General features: G+C 46.1%; 17 protein-coding genes and 1 CRISPR repeat array. Of the genes, 10 read left to right on the top strand and 7 right to left on the bottom strand.

Going from position 1 to position 23,793, the window contains the following annotated elements; translation table 11 throughout:
* Window positions 1-358 (top strand): RNA-guided endonuclease InsQ/TnpB family protein (locus JGK14_RS28695; protein WP_325315777.1); only part of this gene is annotated, 358 nt, incomplete at its 5' end.
* 45 nt (window positions 359-403) lie between these two features.
* Window positions 404-1,630: a tetratricopeptide repeat protein gene (locus tag JGK14_RS28690; protein ID WP_325315776.1), complete on the top strand. Its 1,227-nt coding sequence runs from the start codon at window positions 404-406 to the stop codon at window positions 1,628-1,630.
* Window positions 1,631-1,912: 282 nt separating this feature from the next.
* Here JGK14_RS28690 and JGK14_RS28685 read toward each other — a convergent pair whose 3' ends face one another.
* The gene (locus tag JGK14_RS28685) at window positions 1,913-2,785 is read right to left on the bottom strand and encodes an S-methyl-5'-thioadenosine phosphorylase (RefSeq protein WP_293189903.1); all 873 of its coding nucleotides are present in this window, start codon (window positions 2,783-2,785) and stop codon (window positions 1,913-1,915) included.
* Window positions 2,786-2,992: 207 nt separating this feature from the next.
* On the opposite strand from JGK14_RS28685, the gene JGK14_RS28680 reads away from it, so the two are divergent.
* Window positions 2,993-3,199 (top strand): hypothetical protein, encoded by a 207-nt coding sequence (locus JGK14_RS28680; protein ID WP_293149903.1) that lies wholly within the window; start codon window positions 2,993-2,995, stop codon window positions 3,197-3,199.
* A gap of 549 nt (window positions 3,200-3,748) precedes the next feature.
* On the opposite strand, the gene JGK14_RS28675 is transcribed toward JGK14_RS28680, so the two are convergent.
* Complete coding sequence (locus JGK14_RS28675; protein WP_293327756.1) at window positions 3,749-4,582, bottom strand: Tab2/Atab2 family RNA-binding protein; 834 nt, start codon at window positions 4,580-4,582, stop codon at window positions 3,749-3,751.
* Between the two features lie 176 nt (window positions 4,583-4,758).
* A CRISPR array of direct repeats spans window positions 4,759-6,601; the repeat unit is 37 nt; unit sequence GTTTCAATCCCTGATAGGGATTTATGGGTTTTCCGGC.
* A gap of 193 nt (window positions 6,602-6,794) precedes the next feature.
* Here JGK14_RS28675 and JGK14_RS28670 point away from each other — a divergent pair.
* The 3 genes from JGK14_RS28670 (at window position 6,795) to JGK14_RS28660 (ending at window position 9,519) form a co-directional block, all read left to right on the top strand.
* Window positions 6,795-6,965, top strand: a complete 171-nt coding sequence (locus JGK14_RS28670) for a hypothetical protein (RefSeq protein WP_293226502.1) — start codon at window positions 6,795-6,797, stop codon at window positions 6,963-6,965.
* 84 nt (window positions 6,966-7,049) lie between these two features.
* Window positions 7,050-8,348 (top strand): valine--pyruvate transaminase, encoded by a 1,299-nt coding sequence (locus tag JGK14_RS28665; RefSeq protein WP_325315775.1) that lies wholly within the window; start codon window positions 7,050-7,052, stop codon window positions 8,346-8,348.
* A gap of 610 nt (window positions 8,349-8,958) precedes the next feature.
* Window positions 8,959-9,519 carry a Uma2 family endonuclease gene (locus tag JGK14_RS28660; protein WP_293183437.1) on the top strand — a complete coding sequence of 187 codons (561 nt, stop codon included), beginning with the start codon at window positions 8,959-8,961 and terminating at the stop codon, window positions 9,517-9,519.
* 179 nt (window positions 9,520-9,698) lie between these two features.
* Here JGK14_RS28660 and JGK14_RS28655 read toward each other — a convergent pair whose 3' ends face one another.
* From JGK14_RS28655 to JGK14_RS28635, 5 genes are all read right to left on the bottom strand, one after another.
* Complete coding sequence (locus JGK14_RS28655; RefSeq protein WP_325315774.1) at window positions 9,699-11,897, bottom strand: caspase family protein; 2,199 nt, start codon at window positions 11,895-11,897, stop codon at window positions 9,699-9,701.
* 526 nt (window positions 11,898-12,423) lie between these two features.
* Window positions 12,424-13,605 (bottom strand): sulfate adenylyltransferase, encoded by a 1,182-nt coding sequence (gene sat / locus JGK14_RS28650; RefSeq protein WP_325315773.1) that lies wholly within the window; start codon window positions 13,603-13,605, stop codon window positions 12,424-12,426.
* A gap of 166 nt (window positions 13,606-13,771) precedes the next feature.
* On the bottom strand, window positions 13,772-14,854 hold the full coding sequence (locus tag JGK14_RS28645) for a DUF6745 domain-containing protein (RefSeq protein ID WP_325315772.1): 1,083 nt from the start codon (window positions 14,852-14,854) through the stop codon (window positions 13,772-13,774).
* Between the two features lie 242 nt (window positions 14,855-15,096).
* Entirely contained in the window at window positions 15,097-15,696 is a 600-nt protein-coding gene (locus tag JGK14_RS28640) for a hypothetical protein (protein ID WP_293226471.1), read from the bottom strand.
* A 703-nt stretch (window positions 15,697-16,399) separates the two neighbouring features.
* On the bottom strand, window positions 16,400-17,872 hold the full coding sequence (locus JGK14_RS28635; protein WP_325315771.1) for a site-2 protease family protein: 1,473 nt from the start codon (window positions 17,870-17,872) through the stop codon (window positions 16,400-16,402).
* 30 nt (window positions 17,873-17,902) lie between these two features.
* Between JGK14_RS28635 and JGK14_RS28630 the strand changes: the two genes are divergently transcribed.
* The 4 genes from JGK14_RS28630 to JGK14_RS28615 all read left to right on the top strand — a co-directional run bounded on the left by JGK14_RS28630 (window position 17,903) and on the right by JGK14_RS28615 (window position 23,427).
* Window positions 17,903-18,622, top strand: coding sequence for an MBL fold metallo-hydrolase (locus tag JGK14_RS28630; protein WP_325315778.1), 720 nt, complete (start codon window positions 17,903-17,905; stop codon window positions 18,620-18,622).
* A gap of 178 nt (window positions 18,623-18,800) precedes the next feature.
* Window positions 18,801-19,361, top strand: a complete 561-nt coding sequence (locus JGK14_RS28625) for a sugar O-acetyltransferase (protein WP_325315770.1) — start codon at window positions 18,801-18,803, stop codon at window positions 19,359-19,361.
* A gap of 507 nt (window positions 19,362-19,868) precedes the next feature.
* Window positions 19,869-20,333, top strand: coding sequence for a hypothetical protein (locus JGK14_RS28620; protein ID WP_325315769.1), 465 nt, complete (start codon window positions 19,869-19,871; stop codon window positions 20,331-20,333).
* A 697-nt stretch (window positions 20,334-21,030) separates the two neighbouring features.
* Window positions 21,031-23,427 carry a cache domain-containing protein gene (locus tag JGK14_RS28615; protein ID WP_325315768.1) on the top strand — a complete coding sequence of 799 codons (2,397 nt, stop codon included), beginning with the start codon at window positions 21,031-21,033 and terminating at the stop codon, window positions 23,425-23,427.
* Window positions 23,428-23,793: the final 366 nt, after the last annotated feature.

Raw genomic sequence — 23,793 nt, 5'->3', positions numbered from 1 at the left:
TTTGGAAGATTTGAACGTGTCAGGCATGGTCAAGAATCGTAAACTTGCCAGGGCAATTAGTCTGCAAGGATGGAGAGAATTCAGGACTCTTTGCGAAGCTAAATCGGAGAAATTTGGCAGGAAATTCAAGGTAATTAGTAGGTGGGAGCCGACTAGCCAAATCTGTGCAGATTGTGGATTCAAATGGGGGAAGATTAATTTATCTATTCGTTCAGTGCTTTGCATCAGTTGCGGTATGGAGCAAGATAGAGATGAAAACGCTGCTAGGAATATAGAAATGGTCGGCATGGGGCATCGGCACGACCTTAAATGTACGCTGAGACAGAGTAAGACTATGAAAGGTAGCATCAGTCGATGAAGCGTAAAGAATCCCCGCGCGTTTACGCCGGGGAGTATGTCAAATATGAAAATCGCAAATCAGGTGGGTATCACTAAGCCAATGCGTTTGTCAAGTATTTTTAGAACAACTCTTAGCCCGATCGCCCTTTTGATTATTTTACTCTGTACCAGTAAGGTTTCTGCATCCCAAGCGAAGGCTGGGGGACTGTTAATTCAGCAGGAATTGCCCCAGCAGCAACTCAAAGACGAAATTCGCGATCGAGTTCAAGAAGAAGTGGACATTGCTTTTGGGCGCACGGGCCTGCTGCTAAATGGGTTGGTAATTGCCTTAACTTTGTTTCCGACAGCAGCCGGAGTCATTGTTTGGTTTTTGTTGGGCAAATTGTCCAAGCAGACAACAATTGCTCGCCAAGAAATCGAAAGTCTCCACTACGATACCATCTCTCAATTAAAACTATTAATTTCCGATGCTGAAAGTATCTTAGGTGAAATTCAATACCAAAATCACCCAGCAGATGTAGAAACAGATTTGTTATTACCGGATGCCCAAATTCAAGAATTTGCTCCGGTTAACTACGGCAATTATCAACAGTTATTGACGGCAGCCGACTATGCCAAACAGGGAGATGCTTGTTTCTTTGAAAACCGCTATGAAGATGCGATCGCAGCTTACAATCAAGCACTGCAAATTCAGCCGGATTTAGCCGATACTTGGAACAATCGGGGAGTTGTGCTGACTCGAATGCAGCGGTATCCCGAGGCGATCGCATCCTACGAACAAGCTACCACAATTCGCCCGACCTATCCCGACGCTTGGAACAACCGAGGCGTGGTATTGTTGGAGTTGCAGAAGTACCCGGAGGCGATCGGCTGTTACGAACAAGCCATCCAAGCTAAACCCGATTACGCCGACGCTTGGAACAACCGAGGCGTTGCGTTTTCCAAAATGCAGGAATACGAACAAGCAGTAATTTCGTACAATCAAGCCCTACAAGTCAAAAAAGATTATACTGACGCTTGGAACAATCGAGGCGTGGCACTGTCCAAATTGCAAAAGTACGAAGCGGCGATCGAGTCCTACGACAATGCTGCTAAAATTCGACCTGATTTTTACAGAATATGGTACAATAAAGCCCGATGTTATGCGCTCCAAGGTAAAATTGATTTAGCAATTGAAAATTTAAAGCGCGCCCTGAATCTCAATCCGAATTTGTGCAAAGAGTTGGCAAAAACTGAAGCAGATTTAGAAAAACTTCGCGAACATGATGCGTTTAAACAGTTGATCGGTTAATTGGGCATTGGGCATTGGGCATTGGGCATTGGGCATTGGGCATTGGGCATTGGGCATTGCCCCGCGCAGGGAATTGGGCATTGGGCATTGGGCATTGGGAAGAAGGCCTTCCCAGGGCCGAAAAGCATTGGCCTTCCCAGGGCATCGGCCTTCCCAGGGGATTGGGCATTAGGAATTTAGAAATTGGTAATTGTTAGCAATTAACTAATAACTAATAACTAATAACCGATGCCCGATGCCCGATGCCCGATGCCCCATGCCCGATGCCCTATTCCCTATCCCCTACAAATATTTCTGCAATAGCAAACCCATTTTCTCCTTGGTTGCGGGAGGTACTTTGTCCAGTGGAGTCAGAATTGCATATTTCAAAGCGGAATGTGCCTCAGAAACAGGGGGATTTTCGGTTAGCCTCCGCACAGTTTCTTGAATTACTTTTTGGGCATTTTCTGCATTGCGGTGCAAGTTGGCGATTACCATTTCTACTGTTACGCTGTCGTGTTCTTCATGCCAGCAGTCGTAATCGGTAACTAATGCTAGAGTTGCGTAGGCAATCTCTGCTTCTCTGGCTAATTTTGCTTCGGGTAAATTAGTCATCCCGATGACTGTCGCATCCCAACTGCGGTAAAGATTTGATTCTGCTTTTGTGGAAAATGCGGGGCCTTCCATGCAGACGTAGGTGCCGCCGCGATGCAGGGAAACGTCGGCGAGGTTCAAGGATTCGATCGCGCTTACCAACACTTTAGCCAATTCGCCGCAAATCGGATCGCCGAAGGTGATGTGACCGACTATTCCTTCTCCGAAAAATGTAGAAGCTCGATTTTTTGTGCGATCGATAAACTGATCTGGCACTACCATATCTAAAGGTTTGGCCTCTGTTTTTAGGGAACCAACCGCCGACGCTGAGATTAAATACTCAACTCCCAAACTCTTCATGGCATAAATATTTGCCCGATAGGGGACTTCCGAGGGCAAATAAGTGTGATTGCGGCCGTGTCTGGCCAAAAATGCAACGGGCGTACCGTCTAAGGTTCCCACAATGGCTGCATCAGATGGCGCGCCAAAAGGTGTATCGATTTTTACCTCTTCAACATCCTTGAGGGCTTCCATTTTATACAAACCGCTGCCGCCGATAATGCCGATTTTTGCCTGTGCCATTTTACCCTCTGCCTCAGTTTTACAACATTGATTCTATCGAGCTATTGTTAAGTTTGCGTTAAAATAATTTAATTTTTATAGCGATTGCGATCGTTTATACACTGTTTTGTCACAAGATATGTATGATCTTAATCACAATGTATCTTTACAAAATCTTTAAAAATAAAGGTACAGGGTTCTGTTATCTATTTTCAGGGTGTTAAAAAAATGACAGTCAGTTCTGCTAGCGTACCTAAGATCGCGATCGAGGCGATCGTCCAACGAATCTTTGCTTTCCGCCAAATTACGCCTCTCGACAGGCGGCTGCTGAAGTCTGCAATGCTTTCGACAAACCGTCTCAACGAAAAGGATCGGTGTCAGATTAACCGAGTGCATCAGGGCATCCAAGATGGATTGATTCTGGTTGTGGAATAGATAGACTTTTAAAAAGGGTGCTTCAGTCTGTATCTGCTGGCAGTTATTTTCGGGAGATCATCTGATTTTGGCGATCGAATTTTGAAATCAAAAATAAGATAATTTCCGATAGTTTCATTTTTTCGCAGCTAGAAAGGGCGATCGTTTTGTTAAAGTTTTACTGGCTGCGGATGTCCAGGATTCGGCATTAACTATTGCGAGTTAAAATTTAGCAGCCAAAAGTGTTTGTAGGGTGTGTCGCTATGAATAATCCCTAAAAAAGATTCAAAATCTCGTAGCGACGCACCGACAAGATTTGAGGAAACAACCTCTGTTTTGCTCGGCACCACAAAATTTGGTGCTTAGCAAATTTTTTTCATGCTTGTAAGCTGTACCGCATTTAATACGATTTTTGGAAAAAGATTGCTACACAATAAATGTTTGGTTTGTTTATCAAAAATTTATTGTCAATATAAAAAGGTACGTTGTTGCGCTTCAGCGCTCTTTATCTATATGTCTAAAGAGGGCTGAAGCCCAACAACGTACCTTAAAGATTTAGGATTGGTATTATTAATTAAAATTTAGCAGCCAAAAGCCTGTATAAGTCATGCCGCTATCATCGGGCTGGACTAAGAGAAAATGCAATCCTTTACTCGATTGTTTGCGCTGTTGGTAAGTTTCGGCGGCGGCTTTTACTTCGCTATCTTCAAAGGTGGCGACAACCCATCGATCGGCTAATCCAGCTTCCAAGATTAATCCGTCGGGAGCTCCGGCGATATAGTTCAAGGCGAAGGGTTTGGCTTCCTGAAGCCATCTAGCTAGGCGCATTGACTGTCGCCCGCCGTCAATTACAACTCCGGGTACGGGTACTGTTGAGGCTAAACCTAAGTTCAGGGGTAATAGGAATTCGGGCATTTCTAAGATGGGGATGGGACGCCCTTGGATGGCTTCTAGGATGTCGCCGGCGGGTAGGGATGCAAAACGCCAGGTATCGCCCCAGAGATTTTCGGGTAGGGGGATGGGTGGAGGAGTTTCTAGGTCGATCGCCCGATAAGCTTCATTAGTATAATTAGGCAGACTGGAATATTCTCGATCGCGTTGTTGCAGGAGGGTTTTGAGGGCGGCGGTGCGTCGAGTTGCTTCTACTTTGACGCCCAAAACTTTGCCCGCTGCTTCGATTAAGCTGAGAGACTGAGGTCTAAATACTTGGATTGTGTCGGGCAATTTCTGGGTTTGAACTTGCTGGAATTGGGCGGCTAGCCAATTGGAGTTTGCTTCCGACTGGCGGCAAAGGGCGCTAAATTGAAATGTTTGTGCCGAGTCGCAGATGAGGAGTTCCCACAATGGTTTGCCGGTTTCGTCTCGGAGAGGGCGGCGGTAGAAATCGGCTTGCCAAATACGCATGGGAATTAAAAAATCAAGTCAAGTTGACTCGATTATTTTAATCTGGTTTGGATTCGCGATCGGGATTTTGCGGTTTTCTCGCGGGGGCTTACGTTTTACCGCCGTTTCAAGCCCTAGACAGGGAAATATGGGTTTTCCGGCTCTTCAATCATTGAACACTGGCAATTAAAGCCCGAGTTTCAATCCCTGATAGGGATTTATGGGTTTTCCGGCTCAAGGGGATTGGTTTCGCTGCCATCAAGCCTGTTTCAATCCCTGATAGGGATTTATGGGTTTTCCGGCGAAAAATTAGCTTAGGAATCTTTATCAACAAATCTGTTTCAATCCCTGATAGGGATTTATGGGTTTTCCGGCTCTCGATCGCTCTTCCTCTTCCTCTTCAAAAAAGTTTCAATCCCTGATAGGGATTTATGGGTTTTCCGGCGCAACCACCAAGTCGATTTAAAGTCAGAGAAATAGTGAGTTTCAATCCCTGATAGGGATTTATGGGTTTTCCGGCGTTACTTCAGCAAGATAAGCTAATTCGTCATTATCGTTTCAATCCCTGATAGGGATTTATGGGTTTTCCGGCTGTGGGTTTGCGAATAATACCCAATCCTAAATTGGGCGTTTCAATCCCTGATAGGGATTTATGGGTTTTCCGGCGCATAATACCTTCTGCTTCTTTTGGTTATAATAAGTTTCAATCCCTGATAGGGATTTATGGGTTTTCCGGCTAGCCGTGGGCATCGCCATAACCAGGCGCGTGTTTCAATCCCTGATAGGGATTTATGGGTTTTCCGGCGGCAGTTCCGGGTCTTGTTCAATTACTGTTGTGAGTTTCAATCCCTGATAGGGATTTATGGGTTTTCCGGCTTGAAGTGTTTGTTTCCTAGAGAATAGTGATTTGGTGTTTCAATCCCTGATAGGGATTTATGGGTTTTCCGGCTCAACAGCAGGCAATTGAGTTGCAGCGCCAAGAAATGTTTCAATCCCTGATAGGGATTTATGGGTTTTCCGGCACCAAAAATCGCTCCCTCCCGCCAACTAGAGTTAATGAGTTTCAATCCCTGATAGGGATTTATGGGTTTTCCGGCTTTGGGAATATGCGGTTTGCCGGCCAGACTTCAAGGGGTTTCAATCCCTGATAGGGATTTATGGGTTTTCCGGCACAGCTTGCCGCTGTTCGTTTGTCAGAGTACCGTTGTTTCAATCCCTGATAGGGATTTATGGGTTTTCCGGCTTGACAACCCCATTTTTAATACCTAATGCTGTTGAACTTGCGTTTCAATCCCTGATAGGGATTTATGGGTTTTCCGGCGCTGGAGCGAACTGACCCATTACAGCCCACAAAGTTTCAATCCCTGATAGGGATTTATGGGTTTTCCGGCTAAAGATGTTTTGAGGATTCAAAACCATACATTTGTTTCAATCCCTGATAGGGATTTATGGGTTTTCCGGCAGAGGAAGACCAAGAGTGCGATCGGGAATTCCTCTTCCTTGTTTCAATCCCTGATAGGGATTTATGGGTTTTCCGGCAATACTTGCGAGTTTTTGTATCGCAGGATGAAAGTTTCAATCCCTGATAGGGATTTATGGGTTTTCCGGCTTTGATCGCCCGATCGGAAACTGTTGCAACTGACCGTTTCAATCCCTGATAGGGATTTATGGGTTTTCCGGCTCGACTTGATTAAAGCCATGCGCTGCCCCGACAAGTTTCAATCCCTGATAGGGATTTATGGGTTTTCCGGCCTCACGAAAAGAGAGATAGCCGCTATTACGAAGGTTTCAATCCCTGATAGGGATTTATGGGTTTTCCGGCATTTTACCGCGCAAAATCCTAATTTGTTGCTCGGTTGTTTCAATCCCTGATAGGGATTTATGGGTTTTCCGGCTCAACAACTTGTCCAATCAGCAGTTGGCTATCCAGCGTTTCAATCCCTGATAGGGATTTATGGGTTTTCCGGCCCGATCTAAAATCAGGGGTTCTGAAGAATCAAACAGTTTCAATCCCTGATAGGGATTTATGGGTTTTCCGGCCGCCCGCTCCAGAAGCCTTGCTGTATTTGGTTTTCAAGGTGCAGTTCCGTGAATCTAAAACTAAAGTACCATTCTAGCCTTCGGCTTGTCAATCCCCAATTTTTCATACTCACTCCAAAACGTTATCCTGTAAAGCTTCCAGACTTTCCGTGAATCGTTTTTTCAGAAGAGGGGCATCAAATCCTTGCGGAACATGAGTTTGAGCCAAAAAATTTCATACCCCTATTTTAACAGCTACCGGTTCACGGAAACTAAGCAAAAAATATTGTTCGATCGCGCGATCGAACAAAACCACGCCCTCAATCCTACGCAAAACCCATCAAAAACAGATGCTGCGATCGCTTCGTTCCTCGCAATCACATAATACCCGATCGATAAACAAGTCTTGACCCGATCGCACAACAGCTATCATAAATAAACCATCAACCTCTATCATCCTCGCCGCATCATGAACCCTGCCCTCACACAATTTGGCACTCAAATGTCCCAACTCACAGGAGTTCGGGCAATTATGAAAGATATTATAGAAACACTCAGAGCCGGCCACGGGCAGGAATTTATCAATTTGAGCGCCGGAAATCCGGTGATTTTGCCGGAAGTCGAGCAATTGTGGCGCGATTGCACTGCGGAACTTTTAGCCAGCCCCGAATACGGCGAAGTCGTTTGTCGCTACGGTTCCAGCCAAGGTTATCAGCCCTTTATCGATGCAGTATTGGCCGACTTTAACCAACGTTACAATCTCAATTTGACCGATCGCAACATTTTAATTACTCCGGGAAGTCAATCAATCTACTTCTACGCAGCCAACGCTTTCGGAGGCTACACTGCACCAGTCGCCGACACTTCCGATCCCAAATCTCAAATCCGCAACCTAAAGTCGATCGTCCTTCCCCTCAGCCCAGACTACACCGGTTACGGCGGCGTCAGCCTAATTCCCGAAGCAGTCATCGCCTGCAAACCCACCCTAGATATTGATGCAGCCGCCCACCGATTCAAATACCGCCCGGATTTCAGCCAACTGTCGATCGATGAAACCAGCGGTTGCGTCATCTTTTCCCGTCCCTGCAACCCCACCGGCAACGTCCTCACCGACGACGAAGTGCAGAAAATAGCCAATTTAGCAGCCGCTTTCGACGTGCCGGTGTTAGTCGATTCCGCCTACGGGCCTCCCTTCCCCGCCTTGAACTTTACCGAAATGAAGCCGATTTTCGGCGGCAATATCGTCCACTGCATGAGTTTGTCGAAGGCCGGATTACCGGGTGAAAGAATCGGAATTGCGATCGGCGATGAAGGAATTATTCAAATATTAGAGTCTTTTCAGACCAATATGTGCATTCACTCGCCGAGATACGGACAGGCGATCGCAGCTAGGGCCATTAAGTCCGGCGCCCTAGCCGACATTTCCCTCAACGTAATTCGCCCGTACTATCAAAGCAAATTTGCAGTAGTTGAAAGCACGCTAGAACACGCAATGCCGAAAGATTTGCCATGGTTCTTGCACCGAGGTGAAGGAGCAATCTTTGCCTGGTTGTGGCTCAAAGATTTGCCAATGACTGATTGGGAAATGTATCAAGAATTGAAAAAAGTCGGCGTGATTGTGGTACCGGGAAGTTCTTTTTTCCCCGGTTTGCGGGAAGATTGGCAGCACAAACACGAGTGTTTGCGAATTAGTTTGACTGCGACAAATGATGAGATTGAAACTGCGATGAAACGTTTGGCTCAACTGGTAGAAAAAGTTTATCAATAGCAGTTGTCAGACAGATGAGGTACGTTGTTGGGCTTCAGCCCTCTTAGTTTAAGCGGTTATGTAAGCTGTCAGTCATATAGCGGTTCTCAGACAGATGAGGTACGTTGTTGGGCTTCAGCCCTCTTGGTTTCAGTGGTTATATAAGCTGTCAGTCATACCTCATCTTTTTGAGAAAGGCTATATCTTAATTTGTTATTAGATGACACGGCGGTTTTTACCGCCCGTCTTCTTTGTACTCGTTACTAGAACGAACCAGTTATAGCATTTATCAGAAAGATGATGAATGTAAATGGAGTTTTTGATGCCACCTCGCTTAGTATATAATCACTACTCTCAGAGGGCCCAAGCCCAACAACGTACCTTACTTTTTTGAGAACCGCTATATATCGTTTATGGTTGCATCGGAATGATTTAACCTTACTAGGGCGCAGAGGACACAGAGAGAGAAAAGAGGGATTAATACAGGAGGATGAAGAGTGGATTTGATATTAAACCAGAAGCGCCTTCTTCCTTCTTCCTTCTTCCTTCCTTCTTCCTTCTTCCTTCTTCCTTCTTCCTTCTTCCTTCGATCGACTACAATTTAATAAATATAATTAGAGGCACGGTAGTTATGGCAGTGCAATTAATCAAAAGATTGCTCACCGTAGAAGAATATCATTTAATGGGTAAAGCTGGTATTTTTCCCCAGGGCGATCGCGTAGAATTGATCGAAGGAGAACTTGTACAAATGGCCGCAATTGGAACTCGCCACGCCGGATGTGTCAACCGCCTCAACAGACTCTCGGCTGCAATTCCCGAAACAAGAGCGATTATTGCTATCCAAAATCCTGTTCAGTTGACCGATCGCACTGAACCTCAACCTGATGTAGTATTCCTACAACCCCGTGCTGATTATTATTCAACGGCACATCCTACACCATCAGAAGTTTTGCTGTTGATAGAAGTATCTGATAGTACGGTAGATTACGATCGAGATGTGAAAGTTCCCATTTACGCGCGATCGCAAATTGCAGAGGTTTGGCTAGTAGATTTAGAAGCACAATGCTTAGAAGTATACCGCCAGCCAACACCCAACGGTTACAGTTTAATCCAAAAGTTTTGGCGCGGTCAACAAGTTTCGCCTCTAGCATTTCCTGATTGGGAAGTCAATATCGATTTCATACTCGGATAGTTGCAGCAAGGGGAGCATCTCAGTTTTTCATTTATAGTGCGAGCGTCCTCGCTCGCGAGTATTATACACCTCGCGAGCGAGGACGCTCGCACTACAATAAAAAATATTTTTTGCAACAATGAGATGCTCCCGCAGCAAGCATTCCCAATTACCCATTCCCAATTCCCAAATTCCCAAAATTAAACTACCCGATAAACAAAACTTAAAGTCGCCCAAACATTCACATCCAAAGCCAAATCATCCGTCGATATCCCCAGTTTCTGCACGCCCGGAATACTAGCCACGTGCAAATCTTCCAACACAGCCCGCGCCACATTTAAAGGATTCAACAACATCACCGGCAAAGTATCCCTTGTTTGCTGCATTTCCGCTGCTATTGCAGCCAAAGTGCGATCGAACGAATTCTCACTAACTATAATAAAAGTTTCCGCCAAACCCACAGCCCCAGACACCGCCAAGCCCAAAGCCCCAGCCGCTGGCACGCTTAAATTATCCCCAGGGGCGATCGCCATTGACATCGCACCAGCATCACTTTCAGCCTGATAATTCATCGCCAACAACCGTCCAGCGGTATCCGAGGAAAACACCGCAGCATAAACCGGGCGATCGCTCTCGTTATATAATCTATATTGAATTCGGCTGCCGATCGGCAAACTTAGTATACCCAAGTTACTCGATTTCTCGCTTGGAGCGCTCAGGGGTTCCAACCGGTAATCACCACTCGCCCGCACCGACTCCCGCTGCACCATCACCCGGGCTTGCGGCGCTAGAGTTGCCAAAACCGCCCGCACCTTCAGCCGCGAAGATGTCTCATTGACAGTCAGCCGCAGCAACTTCCCCGCCTGTAAAGCTTTCAACTGCGGAATCAACCGCTGTACCGCCACCTTAACGGCTTCTCCCCCGTCGCCCTGAGTGTCGGGAATCAGCATTTGGCTGACAGAAAACAAACCGTAGCGGCCTTGATACAAAGCAGGCTCGTAAGCCGCAGGAGTCTGAGCTACAATGGTTTCAGAGACTCTCCCGAACCGAAAGTCAGCCGGTTGCTCGCTCCCTACGGCTGAAACTTGCGGTACAGTCGCGAAAGCACTGGTAGCATCCACCCGCTCGATTCGTTCCAAACCAGAGTCTAAAGCTACTGTCAAACCGATGTTTCGCGGCAATACCCGAATTTCTTCCCTCACCAAATCGCCGGCTGTTAATTGCCCTTTTGTACGATCGAGCTTATCTAAAATTTGAGCTTTTGCAGACAAACCGGTGCGCGATCGCAGCAATAGTCGTGAAGTATAGTTGCTATCCTCTAGGGAATCGCCCTCTTTTTCATCCATCGCAAACACCGAACCCTCGCAGCACTCCAAAACCCCAGCCGACAACCCGCCCAGCCACAACTGCACCGTTTTGCCGCCATCTTCCACCGCCGTCACAGCCCCATCAGCAGCAGCGGAATTTAACATTAAACTTGTGGCAAAATTCAGCGCCGGTGCGGTTGTTAAATTGTCAGGGCGAATTTGCGGTTGCTGCGATAATCCCGCTATTTGCTCGACTGTGCCCGCCGCCCGACTAAAACTGACGCTGAAACTGCTAGCCGGAGTCGCTAACCACAGACTTTGGGTGAGGGCGTAGGTAAACAAACCCGCAGTAAATCCGTTCCATTCTTGTTCCCCGGCGATTTGGGAATTGGCGGCCGCACTCAGCAGGGCGATCGCAGAACGGTTGTTTTTGCCTGCCTGGAGACCTTCAACAAACGTTAATTCTGCGAGGCTTGGCTGCCCGATGGTGGGGCGCGGACGGGAACGGATGCGAAAGTTGCCATTTTTGAGGAAACCCGGGTAGGTGTGACTGGTGTCGAGGATGGCGATCGCATTTTCTGTGGCGAGCGATCGTACCAACTGCAACACCGTTTCCTCTAAAATATCGTTGACCGATCGATTTTCCAGCAGCGGTACCACATCATTCGCCGGCACCAAACTGTTTTGCATTTTTCCCGGAGAGTCTCCAAAACTAACTCGACTACCGCAGCCGCTAAAGTGAAAAACCACCACATCACCCGGTTTTGCTTGTTCCCTCAAATGAGTTACAAAAGCCGTCTCGATATTGTCCCTGGTAGCGCCAGCATCAGTCAAAGTCAGAATATCCGACGGCGCAAACCCAAACCGATATACCAGCAATTCCCGCTGCAATTCCACATCCGTCACACAGCCGTGTAGGGGCGAATCTGGATATTGGTCAACCCCCACCAACAAAGCCAATTTACGCGCTGTTGGCTGGGCTAAAGCTTCCAAGTAGCGCGATCCCAACCGCAACCATCCAGCCTCGCTGATTCCGATGGCGGCCAGCACCCGGCCAGCTTGCTGCAAAAATTCCCGCCGCTTGAGTCCCATTTTTAAAGAGTTTTGAATTTTATGTTTTGAATTTCAAGTTAAATACCCCTCTCTAATTTTAGGGGCTTTCATTAGATTGTGACTTATACCAATTCTGAAAACTTATACAACATTAGTAGGATGCGTCGCAAATCTCAAAACCCTGGAATCCAGTAGATGCTGACTGTTAATTCTTAAGATATAGCGGTTCTCAAAAAAGTGAGGTATGCCCTAATGCCCGGTTTTGCGGGTTTTGCCGGCGCAGGCCTATTCCCTATTCCCAGTCGTACCTCATATGAGATCTCGAAAGGCTATAACTTCGGGAGCATCTCATTTTTGTAAAAAGCATTTTTTTCTTATAGTGCTGTCCCCGCTCGCGTATTATTACGATACGCGAGCGGGGACAGCACTATTAAATGCAAAACTGAGATGATCCCATAACTTCTAAGTTTTAACTTTTGAGTTTCAAGCTTAAATTTTACAATTTAAAACTCAAAACCCCCAACTCAAAACTATTCAGAATGCCACCAATACCAAAGTTCAAGACTTAAATCTCGTAACTAAAAATATTCATAGCCTTCGCCAATTCGGCGGCGACTTCGGGTCGAGAAAACTGCGGTGGTGGCAATTTTCCAGCGCGCAGCATCTCGCGCACTTTGGTTCCCGACAAATGCACCCGCTGTTCCGGAGTGCTGGGACTTGTTTTAGTTGTACCCATTTGTTCCGTCACCTTGCAATAGAAAGCGTGCTCGAATTTCATCGGCACAATTCCCAATTCAGAAGGCTCGAACTCGTCAAAAATGTGTTGGGCGTCGAAGGTGCCGTAATAATCGCCAACTCCAGCGTGATCGCGCCCGACAATAAAGTGAGTGCAGCCGTAGTTTTTGCGAATTAAAGCGTGAAAAATTGCTTCTCTGGGGCCGGCGTAGCGCATCGCCGCCGGATTAATTGCCAAGATTACGCGATCTTTTGGATAGTATTTATCTAGCAGGATTTCGTAGCAGCGCATCCGCACGTCAGCAGGGATATCATCATCTTTAGTTGTCCCGACTAACGGGTGCAAAAATAATCCGTCTACTGTTTCTAAGGCGCATTTTTGGATGTATTCGTGGGCCCGGTGGATGGGGTTTCGGGTTTGGAAACCGACTATGGTTTTCCATCCTTTTTCTTTGAACAGTATTCTCGATTTCGCCGGGTCAATTTGGTATTGCGGAAACCGCGCATCTAGTTCGCGTTCCAGCAGCCAAACTTCGCCTGCGAGGTTCACTGGCCCGGATTGGTCTACTACTTGAACGCCCGGGTGTTTGAGATCGTCGGTACGGTAGACGTTGAGGGCTTCTTCTTCTTTGCTGTAGCGGTATTTTTCTGCAAGTTCCAAGATACCGGCAAATTCACCAGCCGGGGAGTCTAGGCGGACTAAGGTGCCTTCGGTGAGGGTGTCGGCGACGGCCTCGCTGACTGAAAGGGTGATGGGAATCGACCACGGGAGGCCGTTGGAGAGGCGCATTTCTTTGACTACCGATCGATAATCAGCTTGGCCCATGAACCCTTTGAGAGGACTCAGGGCGCCGATCGCGATCATTTGCAAGTCAGAGATCGATCGATCCGAAAGCTGGACTCGCGGCAGGGACTCTGCTTTGTCGAAAAATTCCTGTCTTTGGTCTAGTGTAGCAATGCGGTTGACCAGGATGCCGCCGTGAGGGGCAATGCGGTCTGAATGCTGGCTCATGTCTATTTGAAGTTGTTGGTTTTATCTGCCAGAGTACATACTACCAAGGCCAGGCCGTAAATCTACATTATTTTTTAATTTTTCTGGAGTTTTGCAGAATGCTGATGAAGGCGGGGCTGCGATTCTTTAAACTGCAAACTCGCACTCAAAACTCTCAAATTTCCCATCAAGTTTGCACTTTAAATTCTTCGGGTGCTATCCCCCAATTTACCCAGCTAATTGCTTCTTTAGCCGTTAGCACTTTTGGCGGCACTCGCAAAGCGTGAATGTGTCCCGTACTCGGACAAGTCATCTTCAACAAAAATATTGGCTCTATGTCAACATCATTCTCAATTTTCAACAAAGTATATTCTTGCCAAGTATCCAATTCTATTGCTTGCAATTCTTGACAAATTTTCGGATAGCCGATCGCCCCAATCAACACTCGCCGCACTTCCGCATTCTTTTCTCTTAGCAGCCATGAAGCCTCCCAAGACTCCGGCGCAACTTGACCGATGCTTTCGGGTAACAGCACGCCACGATAAGAGTATACTCTGAAGTTGTCAGCAAATTCGATGGCGGGCTGACATAAAGCGTGGAGCAAATATTCGCTGTCAAAATTAATTCTTCGCGGGCGATCGCACACAAAGCACTTTTTCTCAAACGGGTAAATCCAGCCGCAGTTTTCGACTAAGGCTTTAAAGGCTGAGTACAAAGAGCGATCGCACTCCAATTCTAAGACCTCAATACAAAAATCTACCCAACTTCCGTGACAGGCGGAAAGTTCGGATAAGATCCAGTTATTATTATAGGTTATATTGACAAAAAATTGGTGAAATCTGCTGCCCAACTTCTTTGCTAATTTGGCATAAACTTCGTCTTTAATATGAATTTGGAATTGACTTATCAGTTGAGCATATAGCGGGTTATAGAGTTGGCTGTAAATCTGATTTTCCAGTTTCCGGTCGAGTTGACTTCTTAATGTATCGTACAATTCATTATGAATTTTGTCTCGAATTTCGCTACCAGTTTCCAGACCCGAATCGCGTATCCTTAGCCGTTCAAGAGCTTCCAAAGCTATGTAAGGGCTGTCACAGAAAATAATTTCCGGTTCGCCCAAGCCGATGATGTTGTAGGCGGTGTTGATGGCGGCTGTCGCGATCGGGCGATCGAGTGGTGCGATCGACAGTCCAATTTGCCGCCACTTTTCGCGATAAATGGGAGTTAGCGCTGCTTGTTCGGGAGTTAGTGCGATCGTTGGTACTTTCATCTTGTTTTATTTTCGATTGAATAATTAATTTAGTGCGATCGTTAGGACTTGATTCCTCAAAAATAGAGAAGGACTGAAGTCCTCACTACAAACCTATTTTAGGATAGTAATTATAGCGGTTCTCAAAAAAGTGAGGTATGCCTGCGATGCCTATGCCCTATGCCCCATGCCCTATGCCCTATGCCCCATGCCCCATGCCCCATGCCCCATGCGTACCTCATGTTAGTGAGAAAGGCTATAGATTATTTGTATAAATTAACAATTTTTTGCAAAACCCCTAAAATCAGAGGAAGATTATCGAGATAATAAACATCATCATCAATAATTAAATTATTTCCTTTTAATTTAAGAAACCGCCAGACAACCCCCGAAGTTACACAGCCAAATACGGCAGGGATTGAGTTTTTTTGGCGTTCGTTAAATAGCTGAGCCGCCACCATTTGTGCAGCACACTGCGGCAGACAAGATTCTATTTCTCCGCCTTTTGTTTCTCTAAGTGCAAAAAACGGAACTTTAATTTCAAAATTCAACGGTGTCCCAGACAGTAGAAAGTCGCATTCTCCATGCAATCCCTGAGAAACATCTACATCAAATGCCCAACCGGAAAAAACAGAAAATTGTCTGTGATTTTTTTCTCTAAATTCTAACAAAATAGGAGAAATAATCCGTTCCGAACGTTCTTTTGCTGTTGTTACAGCAGTGTTAGAACTAATTTCCAGAGCTCTCCAAAGCCATTGGGATGGTTCTAAAGGAATAATTTTGGCACTCAAAATTGGACTGAGTGACATCTCCAATCCAAACCGCTCTTTTAATTGTTGGAAAGTGAAGGTTCTGTAGGACATATTTATCAGATAACTCGTTCAACAGTTGACAGTTGACAGTTGACAGTTGACAGTTTGAGAGCGACCTCTAACTAGAAGGAAGAGGATTGGAGTAATGAATATTATGATTTTAATTTCTCTCTCAAAGGGAGAGGTTTTCAACCAATTCTTTATGGTGAAAATAAACATCACTTTGAGATAGAAATCGAGTTGAAAAATGATAAACTAGCTTAAATAGTAAGGGAGCATCTCATTTTTATAAAGAGCATTTTTTTATGTGAGTGATGTCCCCCATCGCACGGGTTAGACAAAGCCCGGGCGATCGGGGACAGCACTATAAAGACAAAACTGAGAGGCTCTCAATAGCAATCCTTAAGGAATTTGTGAACGTCTCTCTTTTTTCTATCTCGCGACGATAAGTAAATCCTAATTTTTTCTTCCTTCTTTTTATCCTGAGCGACTTGTCAGCCAGCGTAGCCGAAGCGAGCCTTCTTCTCTCTGGCATCTTTCCAGGAAGTATCGAGCGCGCAAAGCATTTGTAGTGCTTTTCTCAGCTCGCAAGTCATTGACAGTTGACAGTTGACAGTTGACCGACTGAATGCCTAATGACTAATGCCCTAATGCCCAATCCCTCCGCTTCGCTTCGCCCAATCCCTCCGCTTCGCTTCGCCCAATGCCCAATGATTAATGACAAAAAAGAGATGCTCCCTCTTCTCTCTTCCTTCTAAACATTTAACCACTGAAGGAGTATCTTGGGCGCTGGCAACAAAATAATTAACAAAAGCCCGATCGCCAGCAACCCCAAAAAATCTCGCCTATCGTCCAATTCGCTGACATCATTCAACGCAGGTTCGTCGTTGAGAGGCGTCAAAAACAAAATAATTGCCCACAACAGCAAACCTTGTTCCAAAAAAGAAAGCAGCAGCATACAAATTCTGGCAAATTGCCCGATCGCCATACTAGCCCGCTGGCAAAACATCGCGTGTACAATATGCCCGCCGTCGAGTTGTCCCACAGGCATCAAATTAAATGCAGTCACGATCAAACCCAAATAGCCCGCCACCGCTACCGGATGCAAATTAATCGCAGTTTCCGCATTGAAAGCGCCGCCCAAGGTTAACTTGCTCAACAAAGTCATCAGCAGCGAAAATTTCGGACTAAAAGAGTCAAAATTTAACATTCCCGACTTGTCAGACAGCGGTACAATTGTCGAATGATCCAAACCCCAAATCAACAACGGCACTGTCGCGACCAAACCCGCCAGCGGGCCGGCAATACTGACATCAAATAAAGCTCGGCGGTTGGGAATTGGACTCCGCATTTGAATGAATGCACCAAAAGTTCCCAAGAAAAAAGGAACCGGAATAAAATAAGGCAAAGTCGTGCGAATTTTGTAGAATCTGGCAGCTAAATAGTGACCGGATTCGTGAATTCCCAAAATTGTAATGAGAGCCAAGGAATAAGGCAAACCCTGAAGCAACACATACGGGTTGGACTGCAAAATTTTTTCAGTGACTCCGGCAATTTGCGAGCCGACAATTGTAGTCGTAAACACCGTAATCAGCACCAAAGCTAATGCAAAAAACGGCCTGGTTACAGATTCAGTTTTGACCGAAGTTTCCCCGGATTGGTGGCTGGGATTGGGAACTATGGCAAAAAAAGGTTGACCGCTCAAGCTATTTTGAAAGATGACTAAAAAGCGATCGCCAAAATGCTTCTGGACATTCTCCCGAATCGCCTGATAAGCCGCCTCCGGGTTCGTACGCAACTGTCCCCGACAAATGACAGCCTGCGCGCGAAATTCTAAATCTTGCAAAAAGTAAATTGACCAAGGAAAACAATCGCGCAAGCTCGCTTCTTCCTCGGAATCGATCGGGCGCAGGGGCGGTTTGGGCTCTGTCGGTTCACTTCCAGAGCCTGCTATCTGCTCAGCCGTGGAGGCGGTAATTTGCTTGCGCCCCAACTGTACCAAAAACCAGTACAAAAAAGGGCAAACCAGAAAAGGTATAATTACCAACTCGGGCGGTACTTTTTTGCTCGCGCCGTTAACTAAAAGCCAACCGCTCCAAATCAGCGCCGGCGCCATCATTACCAGCCACAGCAGCCATACCGGAGTTCGCGTGATGCGGCTGGTGCTGCTCTGCAACAAGTAGTAAGAGATCAACCCCAATACAAGCAACCATAGTAAAAAAAACATAATATTTATTCCATGCCTCTGAATATATCCTTGAAACAACAGACTTCAGTCTCCAAACAGCCCAGGCTCGTGCTGGAAAATATTTTTGCTTTCCCACCTAACCGGGATACGCTGGGTGCGACAGCTTATTTCATTGTAGAAAACGAATCGAACATCCTGGTAGATTGTCCCGCTTGGGATGAGATTAACCTAGCCTTTTTGCGGGAAAACGGCGGCGTGCGGCTGCTGTTTCTCACCCACCGCGGCGCGATCGCCAAGGCGCGGGAGATTCAGGAAGCCACGGGCTGCGATATCCTGATTCAAGAGCAGGAAGCTTATTTGCTCCCAGGATTGCAACTGACGGTTTTTGAGCGAGAATTTGCTGTGAGCGATCGCATAAAAGCATTGTGGACTCCCGGCCACTCTCCTGGTTCATCTTGCCTTTATGATACTGGCAGCGGTGGAGTGTTGTTTACCGGCAGACACTTGCTCCCCAATCGAGAAGGCGCTCCGGTACCGCAGAGAACGCCAAAAACTTTTCACTGGCCGAGGCAAATTAACAGCGTGCAGTCAATTATCGATCGATTTTCGCCTTCGACTCTTCAATATATCTGCCCCGCTGCGAATACTGGTTTTTTGCGGGGAAAAGGATCGATCGATCGAGCTTTTGAGCAATTAACTAATCTGGATTTAGCTGTTTGTTTGCAGAATCAAGAACACCGGGCGGTTCAAACCGCGTCTATACAAGCAAAACCCGCCTCCGCGGGTTGAAGGAGACGGCGGTTTTAACCGCCGTCTTATCAATCGCGTATTGGATTAAAATTACCTTATTTTCTTCAGTCCACGGAGGTGGACATTGTTTCTGTAGACGCGGTTTCAACCGCCGTTTTATGTTATTCCGCCGATTATTACCGCCGATTATTAGGGCCGATTATTAGGGCCGATTCTTATGGAAAAAACCGAAAAACAAAAAATGCTCGCCGGCGAATTGTATCTAGCTGCGGATGAACAATTAATTGCCGATCGCCAGCGAGCCCGCCGCCTCGCCAGAATCTACAATTCTACCCGCGAAGACGAACCAGAGAAACGGTTAGAAATCCTTGCCAAATTGTTCGGTGCAATCGGCCCCAAAATTGAAATCGAGCCACCTTTTTACTGCGACTTCGGCAGCAATATTTATGCGGGAAACGGATTGTACATGAATTTTGGCTGCGTGATTCTCGACTGCAATCGAGTTAACATCGGCGAAAATTTGCTGTGCGGCCCCAACGTGCAAATTTACACTGCTTTTCATCCCACCGATCCGGAAATCAGACTTTCTGGCCGAGAACTCGCCGCTGAAATTAATATTGGTAATAATGTTTGGATTGGCGGCGGAAGTATTATTTGCCCGGGAGTCACTATTGGCGACAATAGCACGATCGGCGCAGGCAGTGTTGTTGTCAAAGATATTCCCGCCAACGTTGTGGCGGCGGGGAATCCTTGCCGAATCATCCGGCAGTTGCCTTGATGTGGTAGGATCGACTAACTGGCGCGATCGGCTTTTTGGAGCTTTAAACAAAAATTTTAGAGACTAGAACCGCCAGTTTGAGATTTTTCAGGTAAAATCCCCCGAAAAAATCTCCGGCAAAAATCTCAAATCTCAAATCTCTAATTGCTTAATTTCTTCCTTCCGGTTTCTCCACTACCAAGCTTTTCTTGTCAGGAACTCAGGGAATCAACGCCACTGAGCTTGTAAGAAATTACAAGCTGTTCTCGACGCCAGTTTTCCGCTCTGTCATCTGCAATTAAACAGTTTTAAAGTCACTGAAACAGTGTTGCAGGTCTAACAAGCCTTTATAACCAGGTCGAGGCGGACATTACCCCGCAAGGGAGAAAGGATACAACTGTATCGACCTTGGAGGGGCAACCACACCCCTCTAACCCCGAAAGGGGATTCAAGGCGGTTGAAACCGCGCCCGTCGTTTTCCTCTCAGGTCTAAAGACTCGCTCGTTTCCCACTTACCGAATATTTTTTATGACGACTGCAACAGTTTATCCCAGCGCACCCGAACTCGGCACCGACGACTACATAGTAGTGGGTTTAGCCACCTGCTTCATCAAAGAAGAAGGCGAAGTTCATCAAGTAAAAGTAATCGAACCTATCCCCTCAGCAGCTTTGCAAGCAATTGTCAAGGGAATTCCCACATCTTATGAAATGGCTTGGGGGACGACTTTAGGCTCGATACTCGACGGCGAATCACCCAAAAGGCTGCCGGAATTCCCCGCCGAAGCTCAGTTTAGCGAAGAATTTGGCTTTCGGGCGATCGCCGCAGCCCGCACTTACAAAATCCGCCCCGAGGCTCAAATTCACATTCCCTCAGGAACAGTTCGCAACGACTTTACGTATTCCTTAGAACGCAAAAGAGTGCTGAACACCGAGCGCGTCATTCGCACTGAAGACAATGTGAAACAGCACGAACACACTCACAAGGTTCTATAAATAAATCGCCAAACAGCAGCTATTTAGCACCGCAAAAAGTTTTGAGATTTGAATTAAAGATTTAACAACAAATTTTTAGTTCATCAATAACTCAAAACTTTTAATATTTTATGATTGAGGCAACGGCATACATCTCAATGTAGGGTGTGCAGTCCGCACCTTATCTAATTGCACAAAAGCCATACATTTCAACATTACCGAACCAGTCAATCCACCTAATTAAACATAAAATATGAGTGGCTAACAAAGCTGGCTGTGTATTCCCTCTCTCTTCTTCCTTCTTGTTCCCTCTTCCTTTTTTTGACGCTCGCGAATCCGAATGGCTTCTGCCTTCTTGCCTCTCTCTTCTTCCTTCTGACTGATGAAAATTGAAAACAGTCAACAGTCAACAGTCAACAGTCAACAGTCAACTCTTCCTTTCAAGATCGGGTGCTTATGGGCCACCTTGCCCAATTGACATAAATTATTAATAACAGTTAACAAAAGTATTAAAATTTTGAATAATTAAATTGTTGAATAAATATTGTAGTTTCTCAAAAATATGGTAGAATCTGATTCCAGTCAGACAAGGTGAGCAGGCCGGCGGGAAAAAAATCAAAAATCCCCGCAATTATTGCTAGTAGTTTCAGACTACTGACAGGCGAGCAAGTTCATCGCAGGTGAGCTGAGAATTTCAATCTCACAAATTGGTCAAACCATGGGAAGCTTTGCGAAAGTGAAGTGGTGGAAATTAACTCAACTATTGCCAGCGAGATTTAAGGGCGAATACGATCTGCGCTACAAAATCGCGTTGTTAATTTTGGGCGTAATAATTATGGCAGCTAGCATCGCTGGTTGTATCAGCTATCAAAGGGTTCGCCGCTTGATTGTCAACAATTTAGAGCGAAATACTTTGTTAGAAGTTAAGGAACGGGGTAACAAGATCGATCGCTGGATCGGCACGAGAAAGACTGAGCTCGAAACCCTTGCTAACACTCCTCCGGTGCGATCGATGAATTGGTCTGTGGCAGGGCCTTATTTAAAATCCGAAGTAAATCGACTGCAAGACTTCAAGCATTTCGCATTAATTGAACCCGATGGTTCTTATTATACCACAAAAGTCGGTAGAGCTTTGATTAACGTTAGCGATCGCCAACACTTCAAAAAGGCAATGGCTGGGCAAGTATATGTTTCAGATCCTACCATTTCTCGCACGCTCAAAAAACAAAGTATTGTTCCCATTTCGGCTCCGGTGTGGTCAAATTCTCAGGAGAATCAACCAAAAAAGGCGATCGGAGTAATGAACGGTGTCATCAGCATCGACAGAATTGCCGAAGTAGCGGGAAAGCTGGAATATGAGGCAGGAAGTTACGCTTTTGTACTCAATTCTCAAGGAGTGCCGATTGTCCATCCCGACACTCGGTTAATGGGAAATATTGACAAAGCTGCTCCCAGTCTTTTAGAGTCCGCAGATCCTAATTTGGCGAATGTAGTCCGGGAGATGGTTTATCAAAAAACGGGCATTGTACTGACTCAAATCAACGACGCCAGAGTTTATGTTGCCTATCTTCCTTTAGAACAAGCTGAATGGTCGATCGCCCTGGTAATTCCCAGCGACAATCTCGAAAAAGAACTGTTCGCCTTAAATAGATTAGCAGCAGCAGCCACCGGACTGTTTGCCGGAGCTATTTTGGCAGTAATTGTGGCACTCAAGCTATTTTCCCAAAAGTGCATTCGCACTCGCGCAGAAGCCCTTCTCCACCGATTGACCGGCCGCATTCGCGCTTCCTTGGAGCTCGATCGCATCCTGCAAACTACAGTAGACGAACTCGGTACCTTGCTAAAGCTCGATCGGGCAATTTTCGGCTGGTACGACCCGCGACAAGATACTGTAGAATTTTGCTGGGAATATTGCCGGGAAGGTTTACCGGGGCGCTTGGGAATCTTCGGCGCCCAAACAGGGCCCTCTGGAGATTTAGCTGCACGGCTGCATCGGTGCGAAACGATACTTCTCCAGAAAACCTCCGCCCCTGATGCCACAGCCTCTCAGGAAGCAGTGCATCTCAAACTCACAGACAGCCACTACGCAGCAGTACCCGTACTGACTCAGACTAATCGGCTGGGATATCTGTTCGCTTGTGCGAATCGGCGGTTTGCGACTCCCGACGAAGTGGAAGTTTTGGAAGCAATTGCAGACTCGCTGGCGATCGCAATTTCCCAATCCCAACTCCACGGGCAAATACAAGAAGAACTCAAACTTTTAGAAGAAGTATTAGCACAACTCAGAAGAACCGAAGAGCATTTAGTACAAAGCGAAAAAATGACAATTGTCGGTCAACTCGCCACCGGAATTGCCCAGGAAATTAACAACCCAATTAACTTTATTTACGGCCGCCTGATTCACGTCAACGATTATCTCAATAATTTGCTGAAGATACTTCGCCTTTACCGCGAACAATATCCCACACCTGTGCCGCGAATTGCCCAAGAAATAGAGAGCTTCGACCTAGATTTTATCAGCGAAGACTTGCCACAAATTCTCAACTCTCTGAAAATAGGAACCGATCGCATACGCCAGAGCGTCCTGGCTTTGCGGAACATTTCACTTCCAGATGAACCCAACAAAGAACGCGCCAACCTTCACGAAAGCATCGACAATATTCTACTGTTGCTCGCTCACCGACTGGAGAAAAAAATATTAGTAATCAAGGAGTACAGCAACCTGCCACCAATTTTGTGTTATCCCGGTCAACTGAGCCAAGTATTCGCTAATATCCTCAGCAAGGCGATTGATGCTGTTAACAGGATTGACAAATTCGATCAAACTATTACAATTAAAACAGATATTGTCGAGCATTCAACAGGCAGATTTATTGCAGTATCGATCGCCCACAACGGTTCTCGAATTCCCCCGGAAATTCAACAGAGAGTATTTGACCCATTTTACCATACTAAATCATTAAAAAATTTTACAGGATTGGGGCTGTCGGTTTGCTATAAAATTATTGTAGAGTTGCATGGCGGGCGCATGACAGTTCAATCTCCAGTTCAATCTCAAATTCAATCTCCAACTGAAGGCGGTGCTGAGTTTATAATAGAATTGCCGATATTTTGACATCGTATTCCGCCTAGAGAGTGAGGTTAGTAGTGAGGACTTTAGTCCGCATTCATCAAGGACTAAAGTCCTGACTACAAACAAGAGAGTGAGGTTAGTAGTGAGGACTTTAGTCCGCATTCATCAAGGACTGAAATCCTGACTACAAACAAGAGAGTGAGGTTAGTAGTGAGGACTTTAGTCTGCATTCATGAAGGACTGAAGTCCTCACTACTAACCTAATTCTAAATTCTTCACCAAACTTGACATGATAGGATTAGGGGAATATTGACATACTCCCCGCGCTGAAGCGACGGGGATTCTTGACACATCATTTCAACTTGCTACCGAGGTAGTCTTACGGTCGATCCGTGCCCGTTTATAGTC

The organism is Microcoleus sp. PH2017_28_MFU_U_A, assembly GCF_020738035.1.
Classification (GTDB): Bacteria; Cyanobacteriota; Cyanobacteriia; order Cyanobacteriales; family Microcoleaceae; genus Microcoleus.
The sequence above is the reverse complement of the archived record's forward strand: the minus strand, read 5'-3'. Positions and strand labels throughout refer to the sequence as shown.

Excerpts from the sequence above, each read along its gene's own strand:
- JGK14_RS28690 (WP_325315776.1), top strand. The coding sequence starts at position 404 with ATGAAAATCGCAAATCAGGTGGGTATCACTAAGCCAATGCGTTTGTCA.
- JGK14_RS28685 (WP_293189903.1), bottom strand. The coding sequence starts at position 2,785 with ATGGCACAGGCAAAAATCGGCATTATCGGCGGCAGCGGTTTGTATAAA.
- JGK14_RS28680 (WP_293149903.1), top strand. The coding sequence starts at position 2,993 with ATGACAGTCAGTTCTGCTAGCGTACCTAAGATCGCGATCGAGGCGATC.
- JGK14_RS28675 (WP_293327756.1), bottom strand. The coding sequence starts at position 4,582 with ATGCGTATTTGGCAAGCCGATTTCTACCGCCGCCCTCTCCGAGACGAA.
- JGK14_RS28670 (WP_293226502.1), top strand. The coding sequence starts at position 6,795 with ATGAGTTTGAGCCAAAAAATTTCATACCCCTATTTTAACAGCTACCGG.
- JGK14_RS28665 (WP_325315775.1), top strand. The coding sequence starts at position 7,050 with ATGAACCCTGCCCTCACACAATTTGGCACTCAAATGTCCCAACTCACA.
- JGK14_RS28660 (WP_293183437.1), top strand. The coding sequence starts at position 8,959 with ATGGCAGTGCAATTAATCAAAAGATTGCTCACCGTAGAAGAATATCAT.
- JGK14_RS28655 (WP_325315774.1), bottom strand. The coding sequence starts at position 11,897 with ATGGGACTCAAGCGGCGGGAATTTTTGCAGCAAGCTGGCCGGGTGCTG.
- sat (WP_325315773.1), bottom strand. The coding sequence starts at position 13,605 with ATGAGCCAGCATTCAGACCGCATTGCCCCTCACGGCGGCATCCTGGTC.
- JGK14_RS28645 (WP_325315772.1), bottom strand. The coding sequence starts at position 14,854 with ATGAAAGTACCAACGATCGCACTAACTCCCGAACAAGCAGCGCTAACT.
- JGK14_RS28640 (WP_293226471.1), bottom strand. The coding sequence starts at position 15,696 with ATGTCCTACAGAACCTTCACTTTCCAACAATTAAAAGAGCGGTTTGGA.
- JGK14_RS28635 (WP_325315771.1), bottom strand. The coding sequence starts at position 17,872 with ATGTTTTTTTTACTATGGTTGCTTGTATTGGGGTTGATCTCTTACTAC.
- JGK14_RS28625 (WP_325315770.1), top strand. The coding sequence starts at position 18,801 with ATGGAAAAAACCGAAAAACAAAAAATGCTCGCCGGCGAATTGTATCTA.
- JGK14_RS28620 (WP_325315769.1), top strand. The coding sequence starts at position 19,869 with ATGACGACTGCAACAGTTTATCCCAGCGCACCCGAACTCGGCACCGAC.
- JGK14_RS28615 (WP_325315768.1), top strand. The coding sequence starts at position 21,031 with ATGGGAAGCTTTGCGAAAGTGAAGTGGTGGAAATTAACTCAACTATTG.